This window comes from Stutzerimonas stutzeri, from assembly GCF_013522825.1.
Classification (GTDB): Bacteria; Pseudomonadota; Gammaproteobacteria; order Pseudomonadales; family Pseudomonadaceae; genus Stutzerimonas; species Stutzerimonas stutzeri_AK.
The window spans coordinates 1-25,539 of the sequence record NZ_JAAMQZ010000054.1 but is presented as its reverse complement, the minus strand read 5'-3'; the positions used below and the strand labels follow the sequence as shown (position 1 = coordinate 25,539).

24 protein-coding genes are annotated in these 25,539 nt (G+C 54.7%); 21 read left to right on the top strand and 3 right to left on the bottom strand.

Features of this window, described 5'->3' with window-relative positions; translation table 11 throughout:
* Positions 1–51: 51 nt before the first annotated feature.
* The 8 genes from G7020_RS22070 (at position 52) to G7020_RS22035 (ending at position 6,296) form a co-directional block, all read left to right on the top strand.
* Positions 52–420 carry a hypothetical protein gene (locus G7020_RS22070; RefSeq protein WP_181087060.1) on the top strand — a complete coding sequence of 123 codons (369 nt, stop codon included), beginning with the start codon at positions 52–54 and terminating at the stop codon, positions 418–420.
* A 102-nt stretch (positions 421–522) separates the two neighbouring features.
* Positions 523–897, top strand: coding sequence for a hypothetical protein (locus G7020_RS22065; protein WP_181087059.1), 375 nt, complete (start codon positions 523–525; stop codon positions 895–897).
* A gap of 91 nt (positions 898–988) precedes the next feature.
* Complete coding sequence (locus G7020_RS22060) at positions 989–1,546, top strand: hypothetical protein (RefSeq protein WP_181087058.1); 558 nt, start codon at positions 989–991, stop codon at positions 1,544–1,546.
* A 211-nt stretch (positions 1,547–1,757) separates the two neighbouring features.
* Positions 1,758–2,114, top strand: coding sequence for a hypothetical protein (locus G7020_RS22055; RefSeq protein WP_181087057.1), 357 nt, complete (start codon positions 1,758–1,760; stop codon positions 2,112–2,114).
* Between the two features lie 115 nt (positions 2,115–2,229).
* A complete protein-coding gene (locus tag G7020_RS22050) occupies positions 2,230–2,940 on the top strand; it encodes a hypothetical protein (protein WP_181087056.1) in 711 nt (236 codons plus the stop codon).
* A gap of 1,251 nt (positions 2,941–4,191) precedes the next feature.
* A complete protein-coding gene (locus G7020_RS22045; RefSeq protein ID WP_181087055.1) occupies positions 4,192–4,389 on the top strand; it encodes a hypothetical protein in 198 nt (65 codons plus the stop codon).
* Positions 4,390–4,473: 84 nt separating this feature from the next.
* Complete coding sequence (locus G7020_RS22040) at positions 4,474–5,748, top strand: hypothetical protein (protein ID WP_181087054.1); 1,275 nt, start codon at positions 4,474–4,476, stop codon at positions 5,746–5,748.
* Between the two features lie 47 nt (positions 5,749–5,795).
* The gene (locus tag G7020_RS22035; protein WP_181087053.1) at positions 5,796–6,296 is read left to right on the top strand and encodes a hypothetical protein; all 501 of its coding nucleotides are present in this window, start codon (positions 5,796–5,798) and stop codon (positions 6,294–6,296) included.
* 477 nt (positions 6,297–6,773) lie between these two features.
* On the opposite strand, the gene G7020_RS22030 is transcribed toward G7020_RS22035, so the two are convergent.
* Positions 6,774–7,217, bottom strand: coding sequence for a hypothetical protein (locus G7020_RS22030; RefSeq protein ID WP_181087052.1), 444 nt, complete (start codon positions 7,215–7,217; stop codon positions 6,774–6,776).
* Positions 7,218–7,446: 229 nt separating this feature from the next.
* Between G7020_RS22030 and G7020_RS22025 the strand changes: the two genes are divergently transcribed.
* From G7020_RS22025 to G7020_RS21980, 10 genes are all read left to right on the top strand, one after another.
* Complete coding sequence (locus tag G7020_RS22025) at positions 7,447–7,944, top strand: hypothetical protein (protein ID WP_181087051.1); 498 nt, start codon at positions 7,447–7,449, stop codon at positions 7,942–7,944.
* Positions 7,945–8,350: 406 nt separating this feature from the next.
* Entirely contained in the window at positions 8,351–8,728 is a 378-nt protein-coding gene (locus G7020_RS22020) for a hypothetical protein (RefSeq protein WP_181087050.1), read from the top strand.
* A 145-nt stretch (positions 8,729–8,873) separates the two neighbouring features.
* Positions 8,874–10,040: a hypothetical protein gene (locus G7020_RS22015; protein ID WP_181087061.1), complete on the top strand. Its 1,167-nt coding sequence runs from the start codon at positions 8,874–8,876 to the stop codon at positions 10,038–10,040.
* A 141-nt stretch (positions 10,041–10,181) separates the two neighbouring features.
* Entirely contained in the window at positions 10,182–11,549 is a 1,368-nt protein-coding gene (locus G7020_RS22010) for a hypothetical protein (RefSeq protein WP_181087049.1), read from the top strand.
* A gap of 224 nt (positions 11,550–11,773) precedes the next feature.
* Entirely contained in the window at positions 11,774–12,007 is a 234-nt protein-coding gene (locus G7020_RS22005) for a hypothetical protein (protein WP_181087048.1), read from the top strand.
* A 448-nt stretch (positions 12,008–12,455) separates the two neighbouring features.
* Entirely contained in the window at positions 12,456–12,776 is a 321-nt protein-coding gene (locus tag G7020_RS22000) for a hypothetical protein (protein ID WP_069553529.1), read from the top strand.
* A 63-nt stretch (positions 12,777–12,839) separates the two neighbouring features.
* Positions 12,840–13,067 carry a hypothetical protein gene (locus tag G7020_RS21995; RefSeq protein WP_181087047.1) on the top strand — a complete coding sequence of 76 codons (228 nt, stop codon included), beginning with the start codon at positions 12,840–12,842 and terminating at the stop codon, positions 13,065–13,067.
* A gap of 78 nt (positions 13,068–13,145) precedes the next feature.
* Complete coding sequence (locus tag G7020_RS21990) at positions 13,146–14,327, top strand: hypothetical protein (protein ID WP_181087046.1); 1,182 nt, start codon at positions 13,146–13,148, stop codon at positions 14,325–14,327.
* Positions 14,328–14,434: 107 nt separating this feature from the next.
* Complete coding sequence (locus G7020_RS21985; RefSeq protein ID WP_181087045.1) at positions 14,435–15,043, top strand: hypothetical protein; 609 nt, start codon at positions 14,435–14,437, stop codon at positions 15,041–15,043.
* 96 nt (positions 15,044–15,139) lie between these two features.
* Positions 15,140–15,766: a hypothetical protein gene (locus G7020_RS21980; protein WP_078466075.1), complete on the top strand. Its 627-nt coding sequence runs from the start codon at positions 15,140–15,142 to the stop codon at positions 15,764–15,766.
* Between the two features lie 502 nt (positions 15,767–16,268).
* Here the strand turns inward: G7020_RS21980 and greB are convergent.
* On the bottom strand, positions 16,269–16,742 hold the full coding sequence (gene greB / locus G7020_RS21975) for a transcription elongation factor GreB (RefSeq protein ID WP_181087044.1): 474 nt from the start codon (positions 16,740–16,742) through the stop codon (positions 16,269–16,271).
* A 301-nt stretch (positions 16,743–17,043) separates the two neighbouring features.
* Here greB and G7020_RS21970 point away from each other — a divergent pair, with 301 nt between their 5' ends.
* From G7020_RS21970 to G7020_RS21960, 3 genes are read left to right on the top strand one after another with little or no spacing between them, the layout of a single operon-like run.
* The gene (locus G7020_RS21970) at positions 17,044–20,868 is read left to right on the top strand and encodes an NACHT domain-containing protein (RefSeq protein WP_181087043.1); all 3,825 of its coding nucleotides are present in this window, start codon (positions 17,044–17,046) and stop codon (positions 20,866–20,868) included.
* A complete protein-coding gene (locus G7020_RS21965; RefSeq protein ID WP_181087042.1) occupies positions 20,855–23,170 on the top strand; it encodes an AAA family ATPase in 2,316 nt (771 codons plus the stop codon). Before G7020_RS21970 ends, G7020_RS21965 begins: the two co-directional genes overlap by 14 nt.
* Before the next feature lies 1 nt (position 23,171).
* Positions 23,172–24,149: an HNH endonuclease gene (locus G7020_RS21960; protein WP_181087041.1), complete on the top strand. Its 978-nt coding sequence runs from the start codon at positions 23,172–23,174 to the stop codon at positions 24,147–24,149.
* Between the two features lie 374 nt (positions 24,150–24,523).
* Here G7020_RS21960 and G7020_RS21955 read toward each other — a convergent pair.
* Positions 24,524–25,539, bottom strand: a 1,016-nt coding sequence (locus tag G7020_RS21955; RefSeq protein ID WP_219852801.1) for a PAS domain-containing protein, incomplete at its 5' end; no start/stop codon positions are given.

The following is a 25,539-nucleotide window of genomic DNA, read 5'->3' as shown; positions in this document are numbered from 1 at the left end:
CCCGGTTGAGTGGCCGGATGGCCGTGGAATCAGTGGCCGGATGCGCGTGGAATGGGTGGCCGGATCAGCGTGGAATCGGTGGTCAGATGCTCATGGAATGGGTGGCCAGATGACCGTGGAATCCGCATCTACGACATCGCTCATGGAGCAGACCGCACCGAGATCAGCTTGTGCAGCGGGGAGTACGGGGGTCTGTACTGGCGCATCCTGGCATTTGTAAATGGCAGCACCAATCCCGAGGACGCATACCAGATGATGGTAGGTGACTGCGAGTCGACGGTGCGCTCGGCCTGTGCTGGCCTTCAAGGACTGGTATCCCTCCCCCAGGCTATCCGCATGCACAACGACAAGCTGGACGCTGATGAAAAATGCCCTGATGGTGATGACTACAACGATCTTCTGAAACTCGCCGGCGTTTAATGCCGCTACTTCCCCCCGGCCCGGCACACACCGGGCCTTTTTGTTGGTCAGCGCTATCCCAGTGATAATGTGCCTAACGCTTACCAAACTGAGGCTTCTTACGTGCCCGATATCGACCCTGATGTTGCTTCGCTGAATGCGCGCCTACGTCTCTCCACCCTCGCCCCTCACCGGCTGACGCTCGCCCAGTTTCTTGAGCACGGAGACGCTTTGCCTGTTGTGGGCAATCCCCGCAGCTGGGAGGTCAGTCACGGTCGTTTTCTGACCTGGGCAGAGGCAGACAGTGCTGAAGCCGCGCTGAGGCAGATACACCGGCGTGAAGTGGAAAGCTCGCTGAACTGGAACAGCGCAGGAAGCAGTGAGAGAGGCTATCTACCGTCGATGCCAACACAAGACGTACTGGACGACTACCCGGATCTGAAGGTGACCTTCGCAGAAATCCTGACTGGGGCGGTGAATCTGCCCGAGGGCCGATAACCGTCACTGGCAAAGTTTGACTCACCCGCTTCTGGCACACCCTTTAGGGGATGACACTGGCTCTATCAACACAGAGCCGGGAGGCCATACCATGCAGAACGTCGAAACCAACACTCATGCTAATACCCAAGCAGCGGCCATCGCCCCTCACCTGCTTACTCAAGCTCAGTTCATCGCCACCGCCCAGGCAGTACCCCTGATCAATCATGGACGCAAGTGGGATGTGCGCATGGGGAACTACAACTCCTTCTCGGATGCTGACACAGCTCAGGCTGCGCTGATCGATGCCCACCACGGCGCCGTTAACAACGCCCTGTTCCTTAACGAGGCGGACGCACCAGAGATCCCAAACAAGCCGTCGGTACCCTCGGCCGAGGTTCTGGCCAGCTATCCGGACCTCATCGAGCAATACGCTGACGTGATTGCGTATTCTCAAGGCGAACGGAGCATCGCGCTGCCGGCGGTGAACAAAGCTGAATTCGATGCCGTACTGGCTGCCCTACGGCTGCTTGGTGCATCCATGATGGGTGGCCTTGTTCGCCCAGGTGATGGCGACATCGGAGAAATCCTCACGGACAGCGGCGCCCACGAAGGCCTTACTGCCGAGGGTGTTGATGCACTCTGCGAACGTATCCAGTTTGAGTCCTAACTGAGGGTATTTACCCTCCTTCAGTACTAACCCTTTTTGCCCAGCCCTGCTGGGCATTTACACGGGTGACTGCATAATCAAGTTCTCTAGGGAGGGGTGGTTCCCCATCAGAGGATCCGGCTGATTTTCAAAGTGAGAGGTTCTGGCACGCCCAAACAGCCCTGACAATTACTCCCATCAAAAACGAACCCGCCCTCTACTGGAGCCACCCATGCCAACCCCCCACGAAAACCAGCAGGCCCTGACTGGCACAGGCTTCGCCCTTTCAGACTTCAAATCGATTGCTGGTGCTGATGGGTCTCTCAAATGCACGGGACTGGATGGGTTTAAGGTCGTTGAGACTGGCGGGGGCTGCTTGGCTATGCGTCGCGACGCAGGCGAGTTCTACATGCTTCTTACGTCGGAGTGTGGCTCAGATGTGCCCGATGAACAGGACTGGGAGGAAAATCTGATCGGCATTTACCGTGAGGACGATGATTCCGAGGTCATGTGCATGTCAGCCCGCGATTTACTGGACTTGATCAACAAAGATACAAAGCCCATCGACATCGAATCTCTGGATTCATAAGCCCGATTGACGGCCTGTAGGCTGAGTACACGCCGCCTGCCCCATTCGCTATCTCGCTGGTTCTGGCACGCAGGAGCTCGAGGCATCCTGGTACCAACTTCAAAGGGAGCTCCCCATGCAACTCACCGTCAAATACACCTACGTCGAAAACATCATCCCGCCACGCTGTCGCAATCCCCGCCGCGCTCGGTTCGACGATGGACTTGAGGTTGTAAACCTCCGCGAGATCCTGCGCGAGGCCGCGCCGGTTGCAATCATCAGCGCCAGCAATAGCAGCGAGCCCCCAATCGAGTACCGCTGGTTTGACGGTCAACTCTGGACCTCCTGCAGCGTGTACGGTTGTTCGCGCCAGGCGCGCACATCGGGCGGTACTGACTACGACTACGCTGCTCCGGGGACAGAACTCTCGCTAGTGACCGACAGCGTCAGCATGAGCCGCCACGATTTAGGCATCTTCGTTTCTGTGAGTGAGGGGAAGGTGGCCATCGCTGACTACCTTCACGGGTGGGCTAAAACCCTCATCCTCATCGATGGTCAGGTCTACCGCCCCGCAGGCGAGCCGCGCTACGTGGTGATGACCTTTGGCCTCAGCAACAACCACGGCGGTACCGCAGTGCTGTGTACTGACATCTCGAACACCAACATCAAAGAGCAATCCTATTTCTCAGTCCTGCAATTCGAACAGGCAAAGGACTATGCAAGCCGAATCGCAACAGCGCGCGGAGACACCACCAAATTCAGTGCAGATCCAGGTTATACCTTTGAGGTGCTGATCCCTGAGGCGGTTCGGATCAGAAATGACTACAAACAAGAGGCTGCGGCGTGATCAAGGGTGCGGGTACGCTCAAACGCCTAGAAAAGCCTGTTACCGATCACGTCTACATCAATCATCCGGCTGGGTTTGCTTGCCCGTGGTGTGCATCATCTAACGTGACCTTGTCCGGTACCGACTTCACATTCGGCGGGGACTTCATCGGTCAACAGACTTCGTGCGATGACTGCGCTGAGAAATGGGAGACCATCTACACATTGTCTGGCTACGGTTCCTAAACACGAGCCTTGCCGACTATCCACCGGTGGGAACCGATAGGGTGGGGATCTCGAATCCCCATCTCTGGCATGGGACCTGTGTCTGGCTTCGACGCAAGATGGGAAACCCCCCATTCACGTTCACTATGAAAATCAGAGCCCTGACCATGGAACCGGCCCGCTGTAACGGCTAGGCATATCGGCCTCAACTAGCTCCTCCGGCGAGCCGGGGATTTTCATAGACCCGGTTTGGCTAGCCCCCTGCAAAATCGGCGTTAAACTTTGCCTATCCACTTAGACTTGGATCCAAGATGGCAAACGACAATGACGCAAGGAACGCGGTTTCCATTTGGACGCCAGCAGCCATAGCCCTGCTTGGCAAACTAACCGACAAGGAAGTGGCGGCCCAACTTCGGATCACAAAATCGGCAGTATTTCAGGCGCGCAAAGCCCGAGGCATCAAGACGAGGTCGGGTAATAAAGTGTGGACGGAAGAGCACTTAGCCTTACTGGGTAAGATGTGCGACCAATCACTCGCCTACAAACTCGGCATCCCCAAATCCACAGTTACCTCAAGAAGAACTCGAAGCTCGATCCCACCCCTCAATGCGCCTACCGAAGCTTTCGAGCTCCCTGCAGAATATCTGACGCGACTTGGAAAGGTCTCTGACGCAAAGATCGCTAAGGCTGTGGGTGTATCAGCCCCGACTATCAGTGCATACAGGCGAAGGCTCGGGATCGGCGCAACCGTTGAGTTTGGTCACCCCAGTGAGGAGCTCAATGATCTGCTGGGTAAGGACACAGATTCTAATCTGGCCAGGCGCTTTGGGGTCACTACCGCCTGCGTTTGGCTCAGACGCAAAAAGGCAGGCATCCCACCTTACACAGAAAGCATTAACGCTACGCGCCCAGGGAAAGACCAAAACGTACCTCACCTCACAGAGCACCGCCGGTAAAACATTGGGTTCTGGCACTCCAGCTATGACAGCAGACTGGACTCATTGTAGAAGCCCTTGAGGGCACCCCCAACGATCCAGCGAGGCCATGCATGAGTCAAGACACCCTGCCCCAGCGACCAGGCGAAACAGCACTTGTGCTGTGGGAACGCCTGACCGGTAAGCCAGTTGAGAGCCTCAGTTTTGGTTCGGACTTAGATGGCTTTAGCCTCTACTACGCCAACAAAGAAATCAACGCGGCGATCAAGACAGGGGACGAAGCCATCGTCACCCTGCTCATACGCTCATAGATGCCCCTCTATGCCAGAGCGGCGACGTTTCCCCTCAGTGAGTACCGGAGTGGCTCAGAACGCATATCAACCATGCTGGAGGCTATGAGCGAACTGGATTCACTGTTCGCAGATTCAGCCATCGGCAGACTACATGATGAGTACCTTGACTATGCTCAAGGCTCACTGGCCTTCTACCGAAATCTGGACAGATCCGCACTCTCCGCTGAGACACTGGAGTTCGTGGCCACACAGGCGGGTGGTGTTGGCCTCGACGCTCTTCACAGCATCGACCGGCTGACCCGCCTAATGATCAAGGACGGTGTTCCGGCCCCAGCAGGGGAAGCGAAGCTTGGACGAAACATCTACGACATCGGACGTATCGAAGACCTGCTGGTTCATGCCCACCAAATACCCACGGGGTTCTCCCTGTGTGTCATCCGAGGCAAAAGCATCGCTAGTAGTTACTTCGTCATGGTGGTGCGCACCGGCTCACGCATCCTGGCGCTGACCGACAAAGGCAAGTTCGAGCACCCTCTCCAAGAAGAACGCATGCAGGCACGCAACGATCGGTTCAACGCCCAGCGTATCGATGGCAGTCACTTTCCCTATTCCCTGCTCAAGATTCAGTGGATGGACCGGGGCCGGACAGCCCTGGAGAGTGAGCCGCGCGCAACCAACCTACCCGCCGCGGCCGGACTGCCGGTCCTGGCGGACATCAGCGAGCTGGATGACCGCGAGTTGCTCTGGCTTCAGCTGTTTATCGACCAATGCCGCGCACGCTACTTCGACCAAGGCATGTCCGAGCCATTGCTCGCAACAGGTTCAATGTTGAGCCTCGGGCACAAACTTGCAGAGAGTGGTGATCAGCTCCCAGCGCTTGCTGGCCGAAAGCTGGATCTGGTTACACGCGCCAGCAAGGATCTGACGGCCGCATGGTTCTATCAAACTGAGCCACAGTGGGAAACGTGCGCCAATCCGAACCTCTGGATGGAAGATCGATTCGCCGCCGCAGTGCCCGCGGAATGCCTGTACATCCCTGAGACAGTGATACAGGCCGGCCAGCTGCAGATTGGCATGGATGGGCAAGGCGAACTGACCATGAACCACGGCGAGCCGGGCAAGGGGCTGTTCGTGGCTGAATTGAAGTCGATTGCGATGAACACTCTGGACACCCCGGAGCGCATCATCGCTGACGCCCACTACACGGCACGTCACAACCAGGTCGAAATTATCCGGGGCCTTGCAGCTGCAGACTACGCTCACCGGCAGACTCAAGTGCAGGAATGGTTCTACAAGGCCGTGGCCAAGAATCTGCCCGCGATCCTGGATGACCTACTGCTAGCCAACCATGCGCGATCCTGGATGACCTACTGCTAGCCAACCATGCACGATTCCGTCTGCCTCGTACGGAGAGTGGCCGCCCAATGATGGGCGTGAACGGCACCAACATGCGACACATTGGGTATATCTACGAGCCACCCAGCAAGCAGCACGCCCCCGACCGCCGCGACAAGGTGCGCCTGGAGCACTTCATTGGTGTCACTAACAGAGCGGCATTTCAGTGGGATTGCTACCTTCAGCCTGGGGAGCACGTGCAGGCCAATCTGTTCATCACCGTGAGTACCGACACCATCCACGACATCAAGGTCCTTACCGGCCTTTCTCTTGCAGACATCCCGGCTGAACTTCATTCCCGAGGATTGGATATCTACACGGGGAACCACATCCTCACCCGACTGGATCCTCTAAGTAGGATTCGGAACCCATGGGCAGGTCTGACACTGAGGTTCCGCTTGCCCGTCAGCTTTAAGGCATTCAAGGCCTACCGCGCGGCGCACGGGCTTACCACGCCCACTCCCGGGGCACTTGTACAATGGGGATTGGAGGGCGGCCTAGCTGCGCACACCGAAGGACTGTCGTGCTGAGTGGTCCTGCGCAGCAGCTTCACAATCAAGCGGAAAGGAGAGGCACCCCTAACCGTTTCCGCTTCAAATAAACGGTGCTTACGCTACACCCGAGGCGCTCAGCTAGAAGCCGATCGGAACAAGTGCCGAGCTGATTGATAGCGTCCTCAGTCCAGTCAAAGAACTTTTGATGCCTTAAAAGCGGTATTTTCTTCTGCTCACGCATCCGAGCTACCGCATTTTTAGTCAACCCAAATCGGACAGCGATTACTGAGTCAGACTCCTTCCCTAGTAGAGCAATTCGTTCCGGTGTCCAGAAAACGCCGGCGCTATACCTCCAGGCAGGAATGCCAAGAGCAATTCGTTTGCACCTGACAGTGTCACGCGATACACCAAGCTGTTCAGCTAAAGATTTATCGGAAGCCTCACCCAACAGTGCGATTGCCTCTGACGTCCATTCAAATCTTTTATCAGGCACTCGACCCCCGTGTGAGCTATTTAGTGGCGAATATGGGCAGCTGTGATGATAACGAAGAATCCCTTCTCGCCAACCTCACCTTTCTTTAATCCCTGAAACCCATCTTTGTCCCAGATGAGGCCTGGCAGCTCTGTCACTATCAGGGAACCGTCAGCCTGGGGACAGGCGAGGTTTGCAACCCCCTCCTGGGCTTCTAACCGCCCACTTGTTCCTCTGGAGACCCGAATATTAAGCGCACAACTACTCTCCTGTAGCTGATCCGCGACGTGGCTCGCAAGCTTAGTCATCGGGCCTTTCTCATCGCCCAAGGAACCCCAGTTCTTCACGTAGCCGTAGAGGAGATCTCCGGGAGTGCTGACGATGAAAGGGATAGGAGTGAGTGCCGGAATCTCGATCTCATTTGTTGACGCAAATGCCGGCGCTGCGAGAACCAGCAGTGCCATTCCCAAAAGTGCTTTCTTCATTTGTGAACCCTGAAACATAGGATGTGGGAGGGTGTAACTCAGTGCGCCAGTTTAACTCCCGGGCCAGCCTCATCAAGGCAAACCCTACCCTTGAAATTCTCTTTGAGGGATCGATGAATGATGTGGCTGGAGTGAAGCGGACTTTGTGTGCAGGCGGATGTGCAAATGACTCACCCTCACCGTTTATGAACTCAGTTGCCCCCCGCGCACGGAGTACCTATGGCGGCTGATGGGATGGCGTGAAAGCCGGTTCGGTAAATGGCAGCCCGCATTTGGGTTGCAAGGCATACCGCCCGACTGCAACATCCCAAAATTACTTTTTAACTGGATTGGTCAAATGAGTGTGCAGGGCAATGCAAATCCACCTCAAAGCAAGAAGGCATTGCGTCAGGTTCTCAATGCCGTCGGTTATGCCCGCGCCAGCTGGGCTGCCTACGTAGGGACTAGTTTGGTGGGTTGCGTAGGTTACGCGGTGCTGGAGCCTGTCACTAATCATATGCCGCTGATTACGTTAGCCATTACGTACATTGCTGTTCTGGGAGCATTTACGTTGGCTGATCACCTTTACTTGCAACCCTGGCACGGCTCACGAATTCTGAGATCTATCGCGGTTAAGCATGGCCCGAAAACGAGCGCCCACGTGTACGGAATGTTTGTGGACGAAGAGCCAAATAGACCCCGCATCAATATCCCCGAAATTGCTAGGCAGTACGGCGAGCGTCCATAGGCCATCGTAGCCTGGGATGGTGAAGTGAGTGGAGCCTGCTAAACGCGCGCTTGCGCCTTGAAAGGACTGATTGGACATGGAATGCACCTGCTGCAGCCACAAGACATCGATCGTCAAATACTTCCCCGATACTGGAATCGTGGCCTGCAGGGTCTGTCAGGATCTTGGCATCGACACCCCCAAACCCACCCTCCGCGGGCTGGGATTCTTGCTGCGGTCAAAATGCGAGACCTGGCCAGAGGGGCGCCTCAAGTCGAAAGCTGCTGCACTGATCGAGCACGACCGTGCCCTGCGAAACGGTTAAAAGCCATAGTTAAGGCTTCATCAGCAAAGCACCTATGACCATCTTGCGAGCAGTGCACTGTTCAGAACGGGCACATCCCGCACCACGGAGTTAAACCCACCAATGCGCCCCCCTTCACAAGACTTCATCGTATGGATGAACGCTGAGTTTTACTCGCTTTATCGCGTCGACCAGAATCAAGCCATTTCAGCGGCTAAAAATATGATTAACCAGGTGCGGCCTGAAGATCAAGCGCAATTGAGATCGACCCTTGAAGCAATGGCTCGAAAGAACAAAGGTTTTGCCAACATTTTCAACAGGCGTGAGGCATATTTCGTTATAGGGCTGGTGTTGGCTGCAATTGGCACCTACGTCGCTGGAGGGTGGGCGGCCTGCTGCGCCGTTGTGGTCGCCACCGTGACACCTGTTGCAATGTCGTGTATCCACAGCTCCCGTAAAGCAACTGCGACAATTCAACTGATCGCAGCGCTAAAGCTTTGATCGAGCGCGGCCTATCCGCCATACCGAGGCTTGACCAGAGTCTTATCCGGAGCTTGGTGATGTTGGACGCCGACTCTGAATATCTCGAAATATCCGCTACACTATAGATTATAGTCTTTCGGATATTTGAGGATATAGCATGAGCATCAGTCAGAAACGCCCTATCTTCCAACGCCCTGCGCTTGCAGAATCTCTGGCGCGAGATGTCGCCGGTGAGTCGTTTGTCGATTATAGCTCAGGCCTGTTCCTGGCCGCGCCTCGGCGCACTGGCAAGAGCACTTTCCTCAGAAACGATTTCATCCCCGAATGTGAAAAGCGTGGCTGGCTGGCAGTGTATGTCGACCTTTGGGCCAACCGCGAAACTGACCCGGCCGAACTGATAGCTGGAGTGATCGGGTCTGCCTTGGGGGAATTCGACAGCCCTGTTAGTAAGGCTGCCAAGAAGATCGGCATCGAGAAAGTCAACCTGTTACGGACCCTCAGCTGGGATTTCACAAAGCCTCACCTGCCTGCCGGCACTACCCTTGCGAAGGCGCTGGACGTACTTCACAAGGTCTCTGGCCAATTGATCGTACTCATTATTGATGAAGCTCAGCATGCCCTAAACAGCGAGAGTGGATTGAACACCATGTTCGCCCTCAAGGCAGCACGTGATCACCTCAACAGCGGCGTGGGGGACGACGGGCTGCGCCTAGTCTTCACCGGCTCGAGTAGAGACAAGTTGGCCAACCTGGTGCTCAAGAGCAAGCAGCCCTTCTACGGTGCCAACATCACTCCATTCCCATTGCTGGGAAAAGACTTTGTCGCGTTCGCAACGGAAATCTGGAATGCCCGCCTCGCATCCAGCAATCAGTTTAGCGTTGAGGATTTAGCTGACGCATTCGACCTTGTTGGACACCGGCCTGAGATGTTGAATCAGCTCCTCACTGAGGTAAGCGTCGGTCTAGGTGAGGCCAGCAACCTTGGCGAGCTACTGCGCACAGGCGCGCTGAACCACCAAGCAGGAGTGTGGAGTGACTACGAGAGCGCCTTTAACGGGCTTTCCCCTATCCAACAAGCGGTTCTTGAGGTCATGGCTGAGCGTGCTATCAGCAAGCAGCCATTCGTGCCCTTTTCAGATCAAACATTTCAGGCCGTGAACCGTAAACTCGAATTCGCACAAGTCGACGCCAACGCCTCAACCCCGAACGTTCAGAAGGCCTTAGACGTGCTGCGGGACAAAGAGCTGGTCTGGAAGGCAAACCGCGGAGAATACGCCCTTGAGGATATCTCTATGGCTACCTGGCTTACCCGCAGTTCAATTCAGTCGTAGATGGCTGCAGGGTGACTCAGCATCGGATAGTGCGCTTAACGGCCTGCTGAAGGCCAGCTAGTGGATTGTCCTAGCCTCACTACAACCTGCTAAATTTAGGGGCTCGGACATTCAAAAAGAATGGCAATCCCCGCAGGGACTATGACTTCGATGCTCACTCATCACTTCACTATTGTTCAACTCAAGTCCCTGTACGTAAATGACGCGTGCAAGGCATTCTGGTTTTATGAAGGGCTGCACCCGTCGGATGGAATCAGGATGGGCTTGATTCCAGTTCTTGCGCTGACGTTGAATGTCGAGGGCTTGGGGCTATACCACCAAAGATATTACCGTCACGATGAGGAGATATCCCTCGCGAATTTCTTTCATGACGCCTGGATGCACAGCCGTGTGATCAATGGTATTCCAGAACGTTTATGCGTTGATAAGGATCTTATCGAATGTGCGCCGGTACTTCAGGCCCTTCGGCAAGTAGATGCTACCGGTCAGATCAAGCAAGTCGTTACCAATGCGGGTAAAACTTTCGGTCCAAGCAAGGCCCAAGCTCAGAAGCGAGCTGAAAATGCTCTTTGGTGGCACGATCTAAGTCAGAAGCCTCAGCCTGAATCAGTAGATTCACTTCTTAGAGTTATGAGTAAGAATCATGAAGACTATGAAGACTTTTGCCTAGAGGTTCACCCTTACATATCATCGAGCAAGTGGGAGGATTTCCTTCAATTCAAAGAGAAGACTCCTGTGCGTCCAATCATGCCTGTACATCCAGCCCCGTGTCGGTTGGACTTTGGCTGGGTATCGAAAAGTGCTCAGAAGGTGCCGCGTCTTTCCGAAAGACGTCAGTACAATTTAAATTTTTCTGAAAGAGACTGGATTCACTGGCTTTCGCTTCGCCACCAAGACGAGCAAGACGAGCAAGACGAGCAAGACGAGCAAGACGATTATGACTGCAATAATGCTGGAATTGAATACTACTGGGCCTCAGAGACGGATGGCCTAGCCGAGACACTGCGAACTTTGCCATATCCCCTTGACGAAAGTCTGCCAGAGAGTTTAAGCAATGATCAGATGAAGGCGTTCCTGTCATCACGTGAACCATTGTCCAAGTTCAGGATTGGTGACCTAGAAAACATGCTCAGATCGCTCCCGTTGATCATTTTTCCCAAAACAGCCAAAGCCAGCAGGCTGGCCTTTGAATACCTAAGTCATGGCGGCGATTGTGAGTACATGCATGAATTGGTAGCGGGCCACGAGATGAGCGCAAGCCATCGGATTTTCGTGTGTTACGGGTACAGCTTAGGATTATTTTTGATAGTTATTAAGTCCGGATCCAAGGCAGATGTCCCACGACTTACCTCAGGCTTTTTCTCTCTCGGCGAGGGCATTGACATTGGCCCTGCAGGCCTTGCTGCACTTATGTTTTGGATTAACAAAGTAGAAAGGTACAAAACCCCATACATCTGCAGCCTCGTTCTAGCTATGGTTCAGGACATGATTAATGCCTGTGATCTCTAACATTACTGTTCGAGAGCTGAATATGGGGGCGAACCACAAGCAGGTGCTCCAAAGCGGACTGTTCGGTTGGTGGGTGGGCTCATCTCACCTGGACAGATCCAAGATAATGGACCGGGCGTAAATCGCCGCACCCTCACAGCGGGAATGGAAACTATCGTAATTGTTAGCTTCTGGCACACATCAGTCGCCTGCAAAATAGGCACATCAGCTATGGAGTGCTCGCAATGTCCGTCTACCTTTGGCCCCTCGTAACCCTTCCGGCAGTCATCACCGAACCAGGTGCGTACATCACTCGGGGCGGCGAACGCGTCACGGTAGTTCGTGCAACCCAGCGCCACAGCTTCGACTGCAACGGCTTCTATGGTGAGGATAGTGCGGCGATCGCTGAAAGCTGGCATCGCAGCGGGCGCCTCTATTCGAATGTCGAATGCATAAACGACATCATTCGGCGGGTGTGAACCAAAAAGAAACCAGTCAAACAGCCTACAAGGAAAAGGAATGGCCACCCTGACATTTTGTGACTTCGATGAGGCCCTTGAGGCCGTAGAGAGCGCACCAACAGAGGAGGCTCTTCCGCACTAATCGACACCATCAACCAGCTGTTTGAAAGCGACTGCCTCGAGGTCACACCTCGTGACTGGGCACACCTCGCATCTGCAACTATGTTCCGCACCACACAACTTCGGGATACGGCGCCGCAGTAACCAGCCGCTGCGCTCCCTTAACTCAAAGCCCTGTCAGTCGGGGCTTTGTCATTTCAGCGTCCCCCCCCTCATCCGCTTAGTTCTACACCCTCACGACGGGCCCCGATTTTATTTGGTAGCCGCTTCTGGCACGCGCCGATCACCCTCAATATTTGCTTTATCAAGAGGTAACCAACCCTCGCCAAAACGTAAAGGCTTGAACATGATTTCCACCAATGACCGCACCAAAGATCTCGAAGACGTCGCAGTTTTGAATCATGCCCTCATTCGCTACGTTGAAGCGAACGAGGAGCGCACTGACGAATCGCTGGTGTGTGTCGGCTATGCACGCATCCTCACCCTCGCCGACCAGGCCGCAACCGAGATCGCCCTCCAGAGCACAGATGAAGGTGAGGACTGGGATGGCACGGCTTGGTTTGGCCGTATTGATGCCATCGATTCAGGGAGCCTAGCAGCAGCCCTGCTGGGCCACGGTGCTGACGTTAGGTCAGTTGTCAGTGAGTGGCTCTTGTCCATCGAATAACCCACACACAGGTGGCCATCATGATGATTGGTCATCGCATAGCAGCCGCGGACTGGACAGATCATGGCCAACAATATGCAAAAATGCTGGGAGTGGCTGCATGAGCGCAGTCGATTCGCTTCCGTTCAAATCGACTTCAACCGCCACACCTACAAACAACACCGTGCCGTTTGGCACGTGGAAGGCTTCGGCTGGTGCGAAGCGAAGGGCCAAAGCTTTGAAGAGGCGGTAATGAACGCTATCAACACTCGCTTTGATACAGAAACTCTGGAATATTTCCCGGCTGAATAACAGGCCAGCCGCAGCAGCCCCTACCTGGCACCTCTGTGACGGTGTCAACCCTCCCATCAACTTCATCGCAGGTGCTTTTTGACAACGATCACATGGGATCTGAAAACCCTCAGCGCCGACACTCTGGTGAGTGACAGCGCAGCGATGGTGCAGACCGGCTTCATCGCCCAACGGGATTGGTCACTGAAATCCAAGCTTTGGGTCCCAGTTAAACCCCTCACGTTTGAGCACTCGCCTATCGTCGCCGTGGGCGCATCCGGAAACGTTCTAGTAAGCAACCTGATTGTTGACTACCTGCTTGACCGGAACCTGCCTGCTGGTATCACTAGGCCTTCAACTCCGCTGGAGGCCGATCTCGCGGCCCACGCAACGGCGATTCTTGGAATCCATAATCAGGACGCATCGTTTCTAATCCTGACTGAAAGTCACTGCTGGCGCCTCAAGGTGTTTCCCGGAAAACCCGTCGACATCAGCGACGTCACTGCCCACCCGACTGCGATCGGTGCAGGTGCCCAAGTTGCGCAGCCGTGCCTGGACGCAGGCCAAAACGGGATCAAGAGCATTATTGAAGCGGCTCGGCACACAGATTCGGAAACCAATTTCTCCATCGACTATGTTGATCGGACGTCCAGTCCCACAATAAAACGGGCGCGGCAGTCATGCACAACCCTCAGAGACCCACAGCGTCTGAATCGGGTGATTACTCGATCCATCGCACTCATCGGTGGGGGGCTCACCGCAGTGGGTGGCATTGCCTTCCAGACTGGCGGGTTTACAGGGGGCGCTCAGATGCTGTTAGTCGCGCTCAGCATGGCTGGGATCGTGGCCACAGTATCCTCGATACTCACATCTCTCTGGGACACCAAAGGAGCCAAATATCACCTGGTGCCTATTGGGGTGATGGCGTTACTGCTAGTTTGGAGTGTGAGTCAGAGCTTTCTTGAGGCACACCGGTTGACACCCCTAATCCTGCTCTACTTCCTCACAGTTTTCGCTCTGATTATGCTGCGGATAAAGTGGCCTTGGGTAAGCCGCCCGCGAAATGCGGTACATCTAGGGGCCAGCTTAACGCTGGGTAGCTTGCTCGCCGCGCTGACACTCTTTTCTCAAGCCCCCTACGACTGGCCCTTGCTTATTGCAGGCACGATCGGCGTTAGTCTTGGGTACACGGCAACTCTGCTGACGGTCAACTACATGATCCGAAACTTCTCCCGCCACCAGGTAATCATTGAGCGAATTCAAGAGAGTCAGAATCCTTAGTCAGGAATTTAATACCCCCGCTCAGGCAAGATCCTCGGACGTGCACAGCACAAGGGCTATTCGAGCAAATGAATTCAGGAAAGATATTGGCTGTGGGATGTTTCGGCGTGATTCTGATTGCCCTCGGCTTTGATATTGCAGTCACCCGCCCCTTCGCAACGATGTATTTCGTCGGTTCAAACCCCGCCTGGGGCTTTGGTCCGAGGGAGCTTGCACACTGCGTGGGGTTCGCAGGCTGCACCCTGGTAGGGTGGGCTTTGATCCGGTCGTTTTCCACGCAACGAGGCCGTCGCGCCAACCTTATGGTCGCATTGGCGGGCCTGTGTGGATTTCCTCTGTTCCTGTCATGGCCCACTTGGATGCCTTTCCAGATGGAGCATGGCTTGCGAAAGTTCATCTGCACCATCGTCATCCCTTTCTACCTCATAGGCTCAGTCATGTTGCGGCAGTATGTGAGGGACTGGCCTTCACTTACCCGGCCGACGCAAGCGGCGCTCATGAGTGCAGGAATGATGTGGATTTGGTCACTCACATGGGAGGTGGGGATCCAGCCTCACGAATATGTTTATGAAGGTCCTCCTCGGGGATACATCCAGTGGGCACAGCTGCTTTCCGACTTCGTAGGCATATGGGTCCCAGCATTGGGGTTGATTGGCCTGCGCCACCACATAGCAAACGACACCCCATCTGCGGTTTCGAAGAGCGCAGCCTTGTAGATTCCCTAGCGATCCAGAAGTGGTGCCTGCTTCTGGCACACGCAAAGGCCACCCATGATTGCTCCATTGAACAACTCAAGTCTCTGGAGACAAATTATGAACGCAGCATTCCGTGAAGCCCTCGCCGCCCGCTTCCTGTGGACGGACTACCTCGTTCTCGAAGCCATTGGAGCATCGGAACCTCAGGTCGATACCGCGTACCAGGCCGCTTGCAACGCAGTAGATGAGCTCGCTTCGAACGACGTGCTTTCCCACCGCCACTACGGCCCTGTTGCCCCTCTCCTGCTGCAGGATGTTCCCTTGCTGGAGGACCATTACAATCTCGCGTACGAGATGTATTCAGAGCTCTACTACAAGAACTATCACGACGGATCTATCGAGGTGATGCAGTCGCACTGGCTACCACCAGTCAAACCGCTGGACCTTCCCTATTCCCAATGGATGGCCGCAGTTACTCGCGCGATTGCCGATCTGATGCAAATGACCTGTGCCGAAGCCGCGGTTGCTACGTATTCCTTTGATGAGGACTTTTTCCATTCATGGAGAAACCAGGACCTGCCAGCTGTTGCAGCTGAAAAGATCCATGAGTCTTACAAGCGCCATATCGGTGGGCTGGGTGAAATCGAGCTCGAAGAGTTCATGCATGAAGTTGCCCGGGATCTTGAAGATGTCCGCCAGCAAGAAGACCACCACTTACGTTGCGATTGCACCGACCATTCTTAAGTCAGAGTCGCCGGCTAACTCCGATTCAATTCCTATGTGAGCGGCTGAATAGCTGGGGGCGGACTTAGGAAGGAAAACGGACATCCAGCAGCAGGAAATGTCCGTTCCCGCCACATCCCCAGTCAGGCACGTCGCGCAACCCCTGTGAAAGTATAGAAAAGCCGTTATCCTAGCCACGATCCGAATCCCGCTGCTGGTTACCAATGTCCAAGAATCGTGGCAACGAATACCGCTACCAGATCCTGAGGTCTGAAGCACGCAAGGCAGCCCAGGCGCTGGCGCACTCAAACGAGAACCTTAAGGCCCGGGGAATAGACACTACTCAAATCCGCTTCGATAGCATCACGCCAGTGGAGATCGAAGCCTCGGATCTTTGGGGTGATGAGGCTACCCTCTATCCTTGGTACGATGTACACCCAATCCCCCCACTTCCCATACTATTGCCTCTGCAGGCCTTTAAATCCGGGCGTTCATAAATAGTATTTATACTCAAAAAACCATACTATTTTTTGTATAAAATTTCGTTGATCCACCACAACATTTCTCCGCCCGGGGTCTGCACAACTGCCTCGGCGCCCACCTCTTTCTTCAAAAGTGCACGCGCCATCGGCGAATCGATCGAGATGTAATCGTTACGACCGTAGATTTCGTCGTACCCCACAACCCGAAACTTCTTGATTTCCCCCGCCTCGTTTTCAATCTCGACCCAGGCTCCGAAGAAGACCTTTCCCTCCTGCTCAGGCGAATACTCGACTACCCGCACGTCCTCAAGCCGCTTACGAAGGTATCGGACTCTACGATCAATCTCCCGGAGCAGCTTCTTGTTGTATTGGTAATCCGCATTCTCACTGCGGTCACCCAACGATGCCGCCCAGGTAACCTTCCTAGTTGTGTCGGGACGCTTCTCTCGCCAAAGGAAGTCGAGCTCTTGCTTCAGGGCGTCATGACCTTCCTTTGTGATGATGTTGGTACTCAAGTCGGGTGTCTCACTAACGATTAACTCCAGTAAGGCAAGAGCGGGTCAAAAATGCTCGGCTACTAACTCATATGGTCAAAACGATTTGGGCAGTCCAGTACGACCCGTATCATAGCCGCAGCATGAACCGTTCAGGTACACGCTTTGATGGATGTAGTACCCCATCGGCAGTATGTTGCGAAGCATTGAGCAGGCGGGCACACTGACTGTAGATCTCATGCCTCAAGCTCATCCGCTCAATTCTCAAGGACGATCACTTGCAAACCAAGCAGTGGAACTTCCCTCAACGTGTGCGTGACTGATGCAGTCAGTACCGCTCAAGCGTAAATTTACGCCCATCCCCGCAGCCTATCAGAGGCGTGATTTTCCACTAGACGAAGTGTGGTCAAGCCTCAATCGAGGTGAGAACAAGAGCTGGGACGACCTTCTCGGTGAGTATCGCGTAGTGGTACTGGCGGAAGCGGGCGCGGGTAAGACCTATGAGCTGCAATCTGCAGCCAAGCGACTGGTTAGCCAAGGCAGGCTTGGGTTCTTCATTCGCATCGAAGATATCGACGACGATTTTGGGACTGCCTTCGAGGTGGGCTCTGAAGCAGCTTTCGAAGATTGGCTGGCCGGGACTGACGAAGCTTGGTTTTTCCTCGACTCTGTCGACGAGATCCGGCTCACCGAGCCGAGAGCGTTCGAGTCAGCGATCCGCGGCTTTGCCAAACGGATCCGTAATGCCCGCCAGCGAGCGCATATCTATATTTCAAGCCGTCCCTATGCCTGGCGCCCAGTGCTTGATCGCACTTTGATCGAAGAAGTGTTGCCGTTCGAACCGCGGCGGCAGGAAGCGACCGGTGGCGATGATTTGTCTACCGTTGTCCAAAGCGGAGAGGCCATAGAGGGAGACTATTCAGCGGTAGGAATCAGTAAGGATGATCCGCCCCCAACGCTTCAGTTGTATCAGCTAGCCCCGCTGGATGAATCAGAGATTCGCCTGTTCGCCGAGCATAGCGGTGTCGAAGACAGCACAGACTTTCTGGCGGCACTCGAGCGCAGTAGGCTGTTTCCGCTCGCACGGCTTCCTTTCGACCTGCACGATCTTCTTGCGACATGGCGCGAGACCAAGAGTTTGGCGAGTCGGCTGGACATCCTACAGGAAGGCGTTCGTCGCCAACTGACGCTGTCGCCTCAGGATGAGTCAACCTTGACTCTCTCGCGCGCAGAGGAAGGAGCACAGCTCATTGCTGTAGCGGCAGTGCTGACCGGACGTCCGAATATACGCCTCCCGGGCTCATCTGGTGCCGAAGGGATTGACGCCGAATTGCTGCTACCTGGGTGGGCCAATGCTGATATCGCAGCACTGCTTATGACCGGCGTTTTCGGTGAACCAATCTTCGGCGAAGTGCGCTTTCGCCATCGTGAGGTTCGCGAACTGCTCGCTGCTCGTTGGATCGAACAGCAGCTAAAGCGCGGCGGCGGGAGGCATCACATCGAAATGCTGCTATTCAGCAGCCAATATGGCGAAAACATCCTTACCCCGCGCCTGAGGCCAGTTCTTCCTTGGTTGATACTTTTCAATGACTCTATCCGCGACCGCGTACTCACTGACCACCCCGAGGTCGCCGTGGAAGGCGGTGACGCGGCCCGCCTCCCCGTCGATGTCCGGCGCAATATACTATCCATGCTGATTGACCAAGTGATTGACCCCACTTCAGGTTTACGTGGATTGGATAATGCAGAGATCGCCAAAATCGCCCACGCTGACCTGCAAGATTATGTCCATACGCTTATCGAAAAACATTTTGAAAACGACGATGCCATCTTTGTCCTCGGGCGCCTAGTTTGGCAGGGAGAAATGCGCAACTGTGTTGCCAGCCTGTCTAAAATCGCTGCCAATCCAGCTCGCGGCATCTACGCTCGCCTCATCTCGATCCGTGCGGTCGCATGTCTCGGTAGTCCGGACCAACTCTATACGCTTTGGCAATCGCTCAATACTAATGCTCTGCAAATCCAGCGTCGGCTGTTGGCAGAGCTCGTGGACAACGCTCCTGCCACAGCGGAGACAATCGAACTTTTTCTAGCATCTATCGACAATTCCGAGCCGCGCCATGAGTTCGAGGTCACCGGCTTGACCCTCTCACTTAATGGCTTCATCCAGCGACTGCCTCTTTCCACTGTTCTCGAGACAGGCGAACTGTTGTTCATCTTCGCCAAGGGGTTACTGCAATATCTCATGCGGGAACCGCATGTTGAGCGTGGACAATGTCACGTCTCGGAAGCCTTTCAATGGCTTATGAGCCCGGCGCTGCATTGTATCGAGCGGCTGATTTATGCGCGCTCGCCAGCGGCATTATCGAAGGTTTCCCTCGCGATCCTCGCTGCCATCCCAGCCCTACACTTCTGGCGCGGCGATGACTATCAAGAGCGAAAGTCGATCGTAAATAAACTTGTTCCGAAATGGCCTGAACTCAACGACGCACTATTTTGGTGGACGGTGACCGAGTATCGAGCTGTGCAGGGTGAAGAGCTAAAAGATGATTGGCCAGTCAGCTGGATGGGACATTTCTGGAAATTCGATGAGACCAGTTTCGCGCGCACAGTTACCTGGATTCGAGACCGAAAACTTTCCGACGATAAGCTTGTAGCGCTGTCGCGTGCTGTTCGCATCTACGCCGAAAATGACCAACCAGCGGCGTGGCTCGAGGATTTACATAACGCGGTGGCAGGCAATCCGGACTTGGAAGTGTCCCTCAATTCCAAGCTCTATCCGACGACTTCGCCTGAAATGCAGCGGTATCAGCAAGACGAACGCGACCGGCACATCAAACAGAAGCGTCGAGACGCGAAGAACTCCAGCGCGCGCACTAAATTCGTGGACAGGCTCACCGCTAATCCTGACATCATCCGCCACCCCCCGAACCTCAAGCCAGGTCAACTAAGCTCGGAGCAATATCATCTACTGCAAATTATCGAAGGAGACAAGTCACGTAACAGCCGAGCCCAAGGCGCCAATTGGGCGGCACTTATCCCCGAGTTTGGAGTTGCGGTAGCCGAAGCCTACCGCGACGCGGCGATTGCATTCTGGCGCGCCTATAAGGCAGGAATCCGCTCCGAAGGAGCCGACACCAACAGCATCCCCTACGCGCTCATTTTCGCGATGTCTGGACTCGACATCGAGCTCCGCGACAGCGAAAAAACGGGGCTGGTGCTCAGAAAGACAGACGCACGTCGCGCGCTTCGCTATGTTTTATGGGAGCTGAATGGCTTCCCGCGCTGGTTCGAAAAGTTTTACCGAGCATGGCCAAAGATTTCGCGGGATTTCCTCTGGAAGGAAGTCGAGTGGGAACTCAAGCATACGCCCTCCGAACAGTCGCTTTACTATGTGCTGCACGACCTCGTCTATTACGCACCATGGCTCCATACCGAATTCGCACCGTTGCTCAGTAGTTGGCTTTCACAGCATCAGGCCCCCAATCAAGACTGCCTGCGTTATTGCCGTGCAATCATGATAGGAGGTGGTTTGGCTGCTGCGGACATCGCCACGCTCTCGGTGCGCAAAATAGCAGACCCGGGTACGCCGCCGGAGCAACTCGCAACTTGGCATGCGCTGCGAACTGATGCCGATCCAGCCCGGGGCGTCCCGGCGCTCAATGGCTTGTTTGATTCCGGTACCCTCCTTGATCCCGTTGGCTTCGTCAGCTCTTTCAGCGTCGCGTTGATTGGTGGCCGCCGAAACGTGAGTCCAATCTTCGGCCACTTCAAAACGCCTAGCTACCTTAAAGAGCTCTATCTGCTGACCCATCGCACGGTCAGGGTGGCTGACGACATCGAGCGGGCCGGCAAAGGTGTCTATTCGCCAACTTTGCGCGACGAAGCACAGGATGCACGCGAGAACTTATTCGCTCTTCTTACTCAAATCCCTGGTGAACTCACCTACCGGACAATCCTCGAATTGTCGACTGAACACCCGGCCCCCCGCTATCGCGACTACATGCGCACCCGCGCCTACGAACGTGCCGTGGAGGATGGCGACCTACCAGCATGGAGCGAATCCGAAATTGCACGACTAGTCCAACGCCTGAGCGCGTATCCGATCATTGCCGCGCTACCTGACGGAGCCGACAATGCAAAAGCTTGAAAGACCGGACAAATCGCCGGCAGTTCTGCGGTCGAAAGCGGCGATTCAGGCGCGACAACAGATGCGCGACTTTTGGGCGCTCGACCGACAACGCCGTGCTCAGACTAGCGTGCCAGCTATCGGACTCAGTTCGACAGACGAACGTTTAATTGCCGCGGTTGCCGCGATGAGCCTAAACCGCTGTGCCTTCTGCGAAGCAAAGGACGTGCTTTCTGTTCACCGTTTCCGTCCAGCAGGTAACGCACTACCTCTCGTCGAAACGAGTAACGCACACCTTTACTACCTATGGCTCACCGACGCGTGGCAAAACCTGCTGCCAATTTGCACCGGCTGCATTCCGCGTGAGACACAGTTTCCAATTGCCGGTGCCCGCGCGCCGCTGCCGTCGCTTCGCCAGATCGATGCCTATACCGAGCGAGACGACGGTCTTTGGCCGTCTTATCCACCAAAGGAAACCATTCTCCTGCTCGATCCTGTGCGAGACCGTGACTTCGAGAAACACCTCGTTCCCAAGCTTAATGGCGAAATCATAGGAAGCTCGCGAAAGGGCGAAACTACCGTACTCGTCTTCGACCTCAATCGTGCCGAGCGCCGTCACCAGCGTCACCAGACTTATCAATCGCTTATCGACCGCCTCCTCCTACTCCTCCGGGAAGGTAAGAAGCTGAATGACTCCCCCGATTGGCAGTTGATCTTTGATTTTCCGACGATAGAGTTCGGTGGGACCTGGTTCATACTTTTGCGTCGCATCGCGAGGTGGATTGCAGTTTCGAAAGCAGTGACATGGCAAACTTCCAGCAACCAAATCCGCGTCTTTTTTTCGAGACTTGCCGACGGTGGCGATGCTATTCATCACCTCGAGGCGGCTCTTTCAGCAATAGCAGATGAGGATCAGGGCCTGCGCGCCAGTCACTGGGCAATCGGCTCGGTTTACACGGCACGCACGTCAATCGCAGCCGTCGAAATAAGCAATTTCAAAGCGATTGAAGGGCTGCAACTATCCTTAAGCGAGCCAGCTGCACGACCGGGAGACCCAGCCAGCCGGCGCGCACCATCGCTGGTGATTCTTGGTGAAAATGCGACCGGTAAAAGTTCGATTCTTGAGGCGATCTCACTGGCGCTTACTACCTCTGCTGCGCGTACCGCGCTTAATGTGCCATGGACCCAGATGGTTCTTGATCCCTCGCAACTCGGCCTCGAGCGCGGAAACATAGCGTTGCCAGCCGAAGTGCGCGTGAAGCTTACGAACGATCAGTCGGTGACGTTGACGATTGAGCATGGCTCACCGACCGTACTCAGCGAACTCGGAAACCATCACGTACCAGTATTTGCCTATGGTGCATTCCGACGGTTCCTGACCGGCACGCGCAGAGCTGCACCCCATAAGCATATCCGCAACCTCTTCGACGGCAGCACACTTTCCAATCCCGAGCCCTGGCTCAAAGCCCTGAAACGAGACCAGTTCGACATGGTGATCCGCACCTTGCGAGACCTGCTATCGATCGAGGGGGAGTTCGACGTCATACAGCGCGAGCGCGGCTCGCGCCAACTGCGCATGGTTACCTCGCTGACAGAACCAGACGGTGAACTACGTTACAGTCGAACCCCGCTGCATGCAGTATCGTCAGGCTATCGTTCAATGCTTGCCATGGTGTGCGACATCCTGCGCGGCTTACTTGATCCCCAGGTATACGAAGGATTTGAAAGCTTTCGGACTGCCAAAGGAGTCATCTTGATTGACGAAATCGAGGCCCACCTACATCCGCGCTGGAAAGTGCAGGTCATGTCCAGTCTGCGTAACGCGCTTCCGGGGATGACATTCATCGTCACGACCCATGACCCGCTATGCCTACGTGGCATGGGAGAAGGTGAAGTGGTAGTGCTCCAACGTATCGCGGCCACCGATAGCGAGCGCGCAAGTCAGATGCCTATAATCGTAGAGCGCATGATGGGGCTACCGTCAGTCGCAGACCTGCGGATCGAGCAACTGCTAACTTCCGACTTTTTCCAGATGCTCTCCACAGACGATGCCGCGGCCGATCGTAGTCTTGCAGGGATCGCCGATCTCATTGCCGCGCGCGCGCGGGGCGATGAACTGTCCCTGGAAGATATCCGTATTCTCTCGGATTTTGAGTGCGACATTGCCAGTGCGCTTCCAGTTGGGTCTAGTGAAGTCCATCGCATCGTGCAGGACACTGTCGCGGAGTATCTTCGGCGTCGTCGCGACGCCAGCAGCCAAACACTCCAGCGGCTGCGTGATGATGCCAAAGCTGAGATTCTCGCTGCGTTGGAAGCGCTCTGAGATGCGTCGAGTAGATCGCGGCAGTGTAGATGTTCCAAAATCGCTCCTGCTCGGCGGCGCAGGCCCGGCAGAGTTGGCAAAGGTGAAGGAACACCGCGACGCACCAAACCCGCCAGCCAACCAAAATGGTGGCAAAAAGAAGAGTTTCACTTATACAGCGTACAAAAGTGCCGATGTACGGGCCGCCCTTGAGAAGTTGTTTTACGACAAATGCGCCTACTGCGAGACAGTCTACGCCGCCTCAGCACCTGTCGACATCGAACATTATCGCCCTAAAGGTGCCGTTGCCGAGGACGTGGCACATGGCGGTTACTGGTGGATCGCGATGGGTTGGGACAATTTGTTACCCAGCTGTATCGACTGTAACCGCAAGCGTGGGCAGGTCTTGGTCGAGCCATCGTCTAGCCTTGCCGTACTCGCTGCGACTGTGAAGCCGGCGGTCAGCCAATCAGGCAAAAAGGACAGTTTTCCCCTCGCAGCTACGGGTGTACGCGCACTGGACGAGGAGGCAGAACTCGAGGATGAACAAGCGCTGCTAATCAATCCGTGCTGTGACGACCCAGCAACTAGTTTGATGTACAGTTTTGACCCAGCACATCCGGCTGGGCTGGTTGTACCGACAGGAGAACTGGATCAGCAGGTACGCGGCGCGGTCTCGATACAGATTTATGGCCTCAATCGACTAAAGCTCGTACAGGATCGAACGAGATTGCTGAGACGTCTCGAGTTCCTCGGTGATCTCGTTATCGATCTCGCATCCTCGATTACTGAACTTGAGACGCCCGCTGTCCAGGCAGCATTGCAAGGAACACCAGCAGAGAACGTCGCGTCGAGGCTGCGCCTACTGCGTGATCGGACTTTGGCCGAGATAAAGTCTTTTACCAAAGACGATGCCGCCTATTCATCTATGGCCAGCGCTTGGCTCGAGCACTTTAAAGCGCGAATTCGTCCTGCTACGCCTATCGAAGCTCTTCCTTAGCGCGTGACTGTTGAGGCCTATGCCGAATTGACCCACGTGCCGATGCAAGACTGCCCCAGCTTAGAATCGACGACCCACTGCACAGGCAATGTTTTTCGTGGGATCCGACTGGGTCAGTGACATCTCGGCAACTGGGTCAATTCGGCGTCAGCGCCAACAACCGAAGGGCCGAAAAGCCACTCAATGTGGTGAGTAGGTTCTCCAGTGGTGGTCGTGCCTGAGTTCAGGCCATTTGAAAATCCGACTTTTTTTAACAGAATCGACCCATAGCTGCCCTTCGGCGATAGGCTAAATTGGCCGATAGCTGCCGTTAAATGCCTCCGACGTCTAGGACGTTGAGGGCCGAAAATTATCTCAGCAGCATATCAAGAGGGTTATGTTACGCGATTATCCTCAAAGATAGCGCCTTCGATACCGATCGGTTGCCCTTCGGGGCCGTAAATTCCTACTCCCCATTCAGATATTGACTTGACGACACCATCCGCACATCTAATTTTATATTTAATTCTAAACGGAGTATGCCCACTGACTGCCTCCTCGACAGTACTCCAAACAATAAATTTATCTTCAGGGATGATAAGTTCTTCCCAAGTACTATCTCTACGCTCAACCAACTCCTCCGGAGTATAACCAAGCAATTTAACACTGCCCGAACTTACATACTCCATGACCCAAGTTGAAGCCTTGCGACTTTTGTAGAAAAGCCCTGGCAGGGACTCGATCAAGTTAGACGCATTAGCGAAGCCAAAATTAAACCTGTCTTTATAATCCACAACCGTACTAACTTTCTCAACCACAAAATAGAATTCATCATGAAATATAAAAGAGTTTAAAGTTAGTGTCAATTCATCTCCCAAGTTGGATATAAATCTTACATCTGAAATATGCGAGTTAGGGACGAACTGAACAATAGCATTTAAAAACGTCTCCCACGCTTTTTTGTCTCTATGATGAACATTGTCTACAACCATACTCCCACACGTATCCCCGCCCATCAACAACTGCCAATCCTTGTTATGCCGAACGATATACCCAGAACGGTTGATGACAAATTTGGCGTTTGAAATAGAGATCCAGCCATCGTCGCTCTGCGAGCCAAAGCTAGAAATATCAGCACCGCCCATCGCCCCGCCCCCACCTGTCGTGCGGTAACTTAATACTGCCAATTCAAGCCGAGAGCGAGCATTGAACTTTCTTAACAGGTTTTTGACATGGCTCTTTACCGTACTTTCACTAACATCAAATGCTTTGGCAATATTTTTATTGCGGATTCCACGCCATCCGGCCACCCAGTCCGCTCTCATCTGGCCAGGCATTCCAGGGCCATCTGGCCACCTGTTCCACGGCCATCCGGCCGGGCAGTCGGAGCGCAGCGACGCAGGGGTGGCAT

Excerpts from the sequence above, each read along its gene's own strand:
- G7020_RS22070 (WP_181087060.1), top strand. The coding sequence starts at position 52 with ATGGGTGGCCGGATCAGCGTGGAATCGGTGGTCAGATGCTCATGGAAT.
- G7020_RS22060 (WP_181087058.1), top strand. The coding sequence starts at position 989 with ATGCAGAACGTCGAAACCAACACTCATGCTAATACCCAAGCAGCGGCC.
- G7020_RS22055 (WP_181087057.1), top strand. The coding sequence starts at position 1,758 with ATGCCAACCCCCCACGAAAACCAGCAGGCCCTGACTGGCACAGGCTTC.
- G7020_RS22050 (WP_181087056.1), top strand. The coding sequence starts at position 2,230 with ATGCAACTCACCGTCAAATACACCTACGTCGAAAACATCATCCCGCCA.
- G7020_RS22045 (WP_181087055.1), top strand. The coding sequence starts at position 4,192 with ATGAGTCAAGACACCCTGCCCCAGCGACCAGGCGAAACAGCACTTGTG.
- G7020_RS22040 (WP_181087054.1), top strand. The coding sequence starts at position 4,474 with ATGAGCGAACTGGATTCACTGTTCGCAGATTCAGCCATCGGCAGACTA.
- G7020_RS22035 (WP_181087053.1), top strand. The coding sequence starts at position 5,796 with ATGATGGGCGTGAACGGCACCAACATGCGACACATTGGGTATATCTAC.
- G7020_RS22030 (WP_181087052.1), bottom strand. The coding sequence starts at position 7,217 with ATGAAGAAAGCACTTTTGGGAATGGCACTGCTGGTTCTCGCAGCGCCG.
- G7020_RS22025 (WP_181087051.1), top strand. The coding sequence starts at position 7,447 with ATGGGATGGCGTGAAAGCCGGTTCGGTAAATGGCAGCCCGCATTTGGG.
- G7020_RS22020 (WP_181087050.1), top strand. The coding sequence starts at position 8,351 with ATGCGCCCCCCTTCACAAGACTTCATCGTATGGATGAACGCTGAGTTT.
- G7020_RS22010 (WP_181087049.1), top strand. The coding sequence starts at position 10,182 with ATGACTTCGATGCTCACTCATCACTTCACTATTGTTCAACTCAAGTCC.
- G7020_RS22005 (WP_181087048.1), top strand. The coding sequence starts at position 11,774 with ATGTCCGTCTACCTTTGGCCCCTCGTAACCCTTCCGGCAGTCATCACC.
- G7020_RS22000 (WP_069553529.1), top strand. The coding sequence starts at position 12,456 with ATGATTTCCACCAATGACCGCACCAAAGATCTCGAAGACGTCGCAGTT.
- G7020_RS21995 (WP_181087047.1), top strand. The coding sequence starts at position 12,840 with ATGGCCAACAATATGCAAAAATGCTGGGAGTGGCTGCATGAGCGCAGT.
- G7020_RS21980 (WP_078466075.1), top strand. The coding sequence starts at position 15,140 with ATGAACGCAGCATTCCGTGAAGCCCTCGCCGCCCGCTTCCTGTGGACG.
- G7020_RS21970 (WP_181087043.1), top strand. The coding sequence starts at position 17,044 with ATGCAGTCAGTACCGCTCAAGCGTAAATTTACGCCCATCCCCGCAGCC.
- G7020_RS21965 (WP_181087042.1), top strand. The coding sequence starts at position 20,855 with ATGCAAAAGCTTGAAAGACCGGACAAATCGCCGGCAGTTCTGCGGTCG.
- G7020_RS21960 (WP_181087041.1), top strand. The coding sequence starts at position 23,172 with ATGCGTCGAGTAGATCGCGGCAGTGTAGATGTTCCAAAATCGCTCCTG.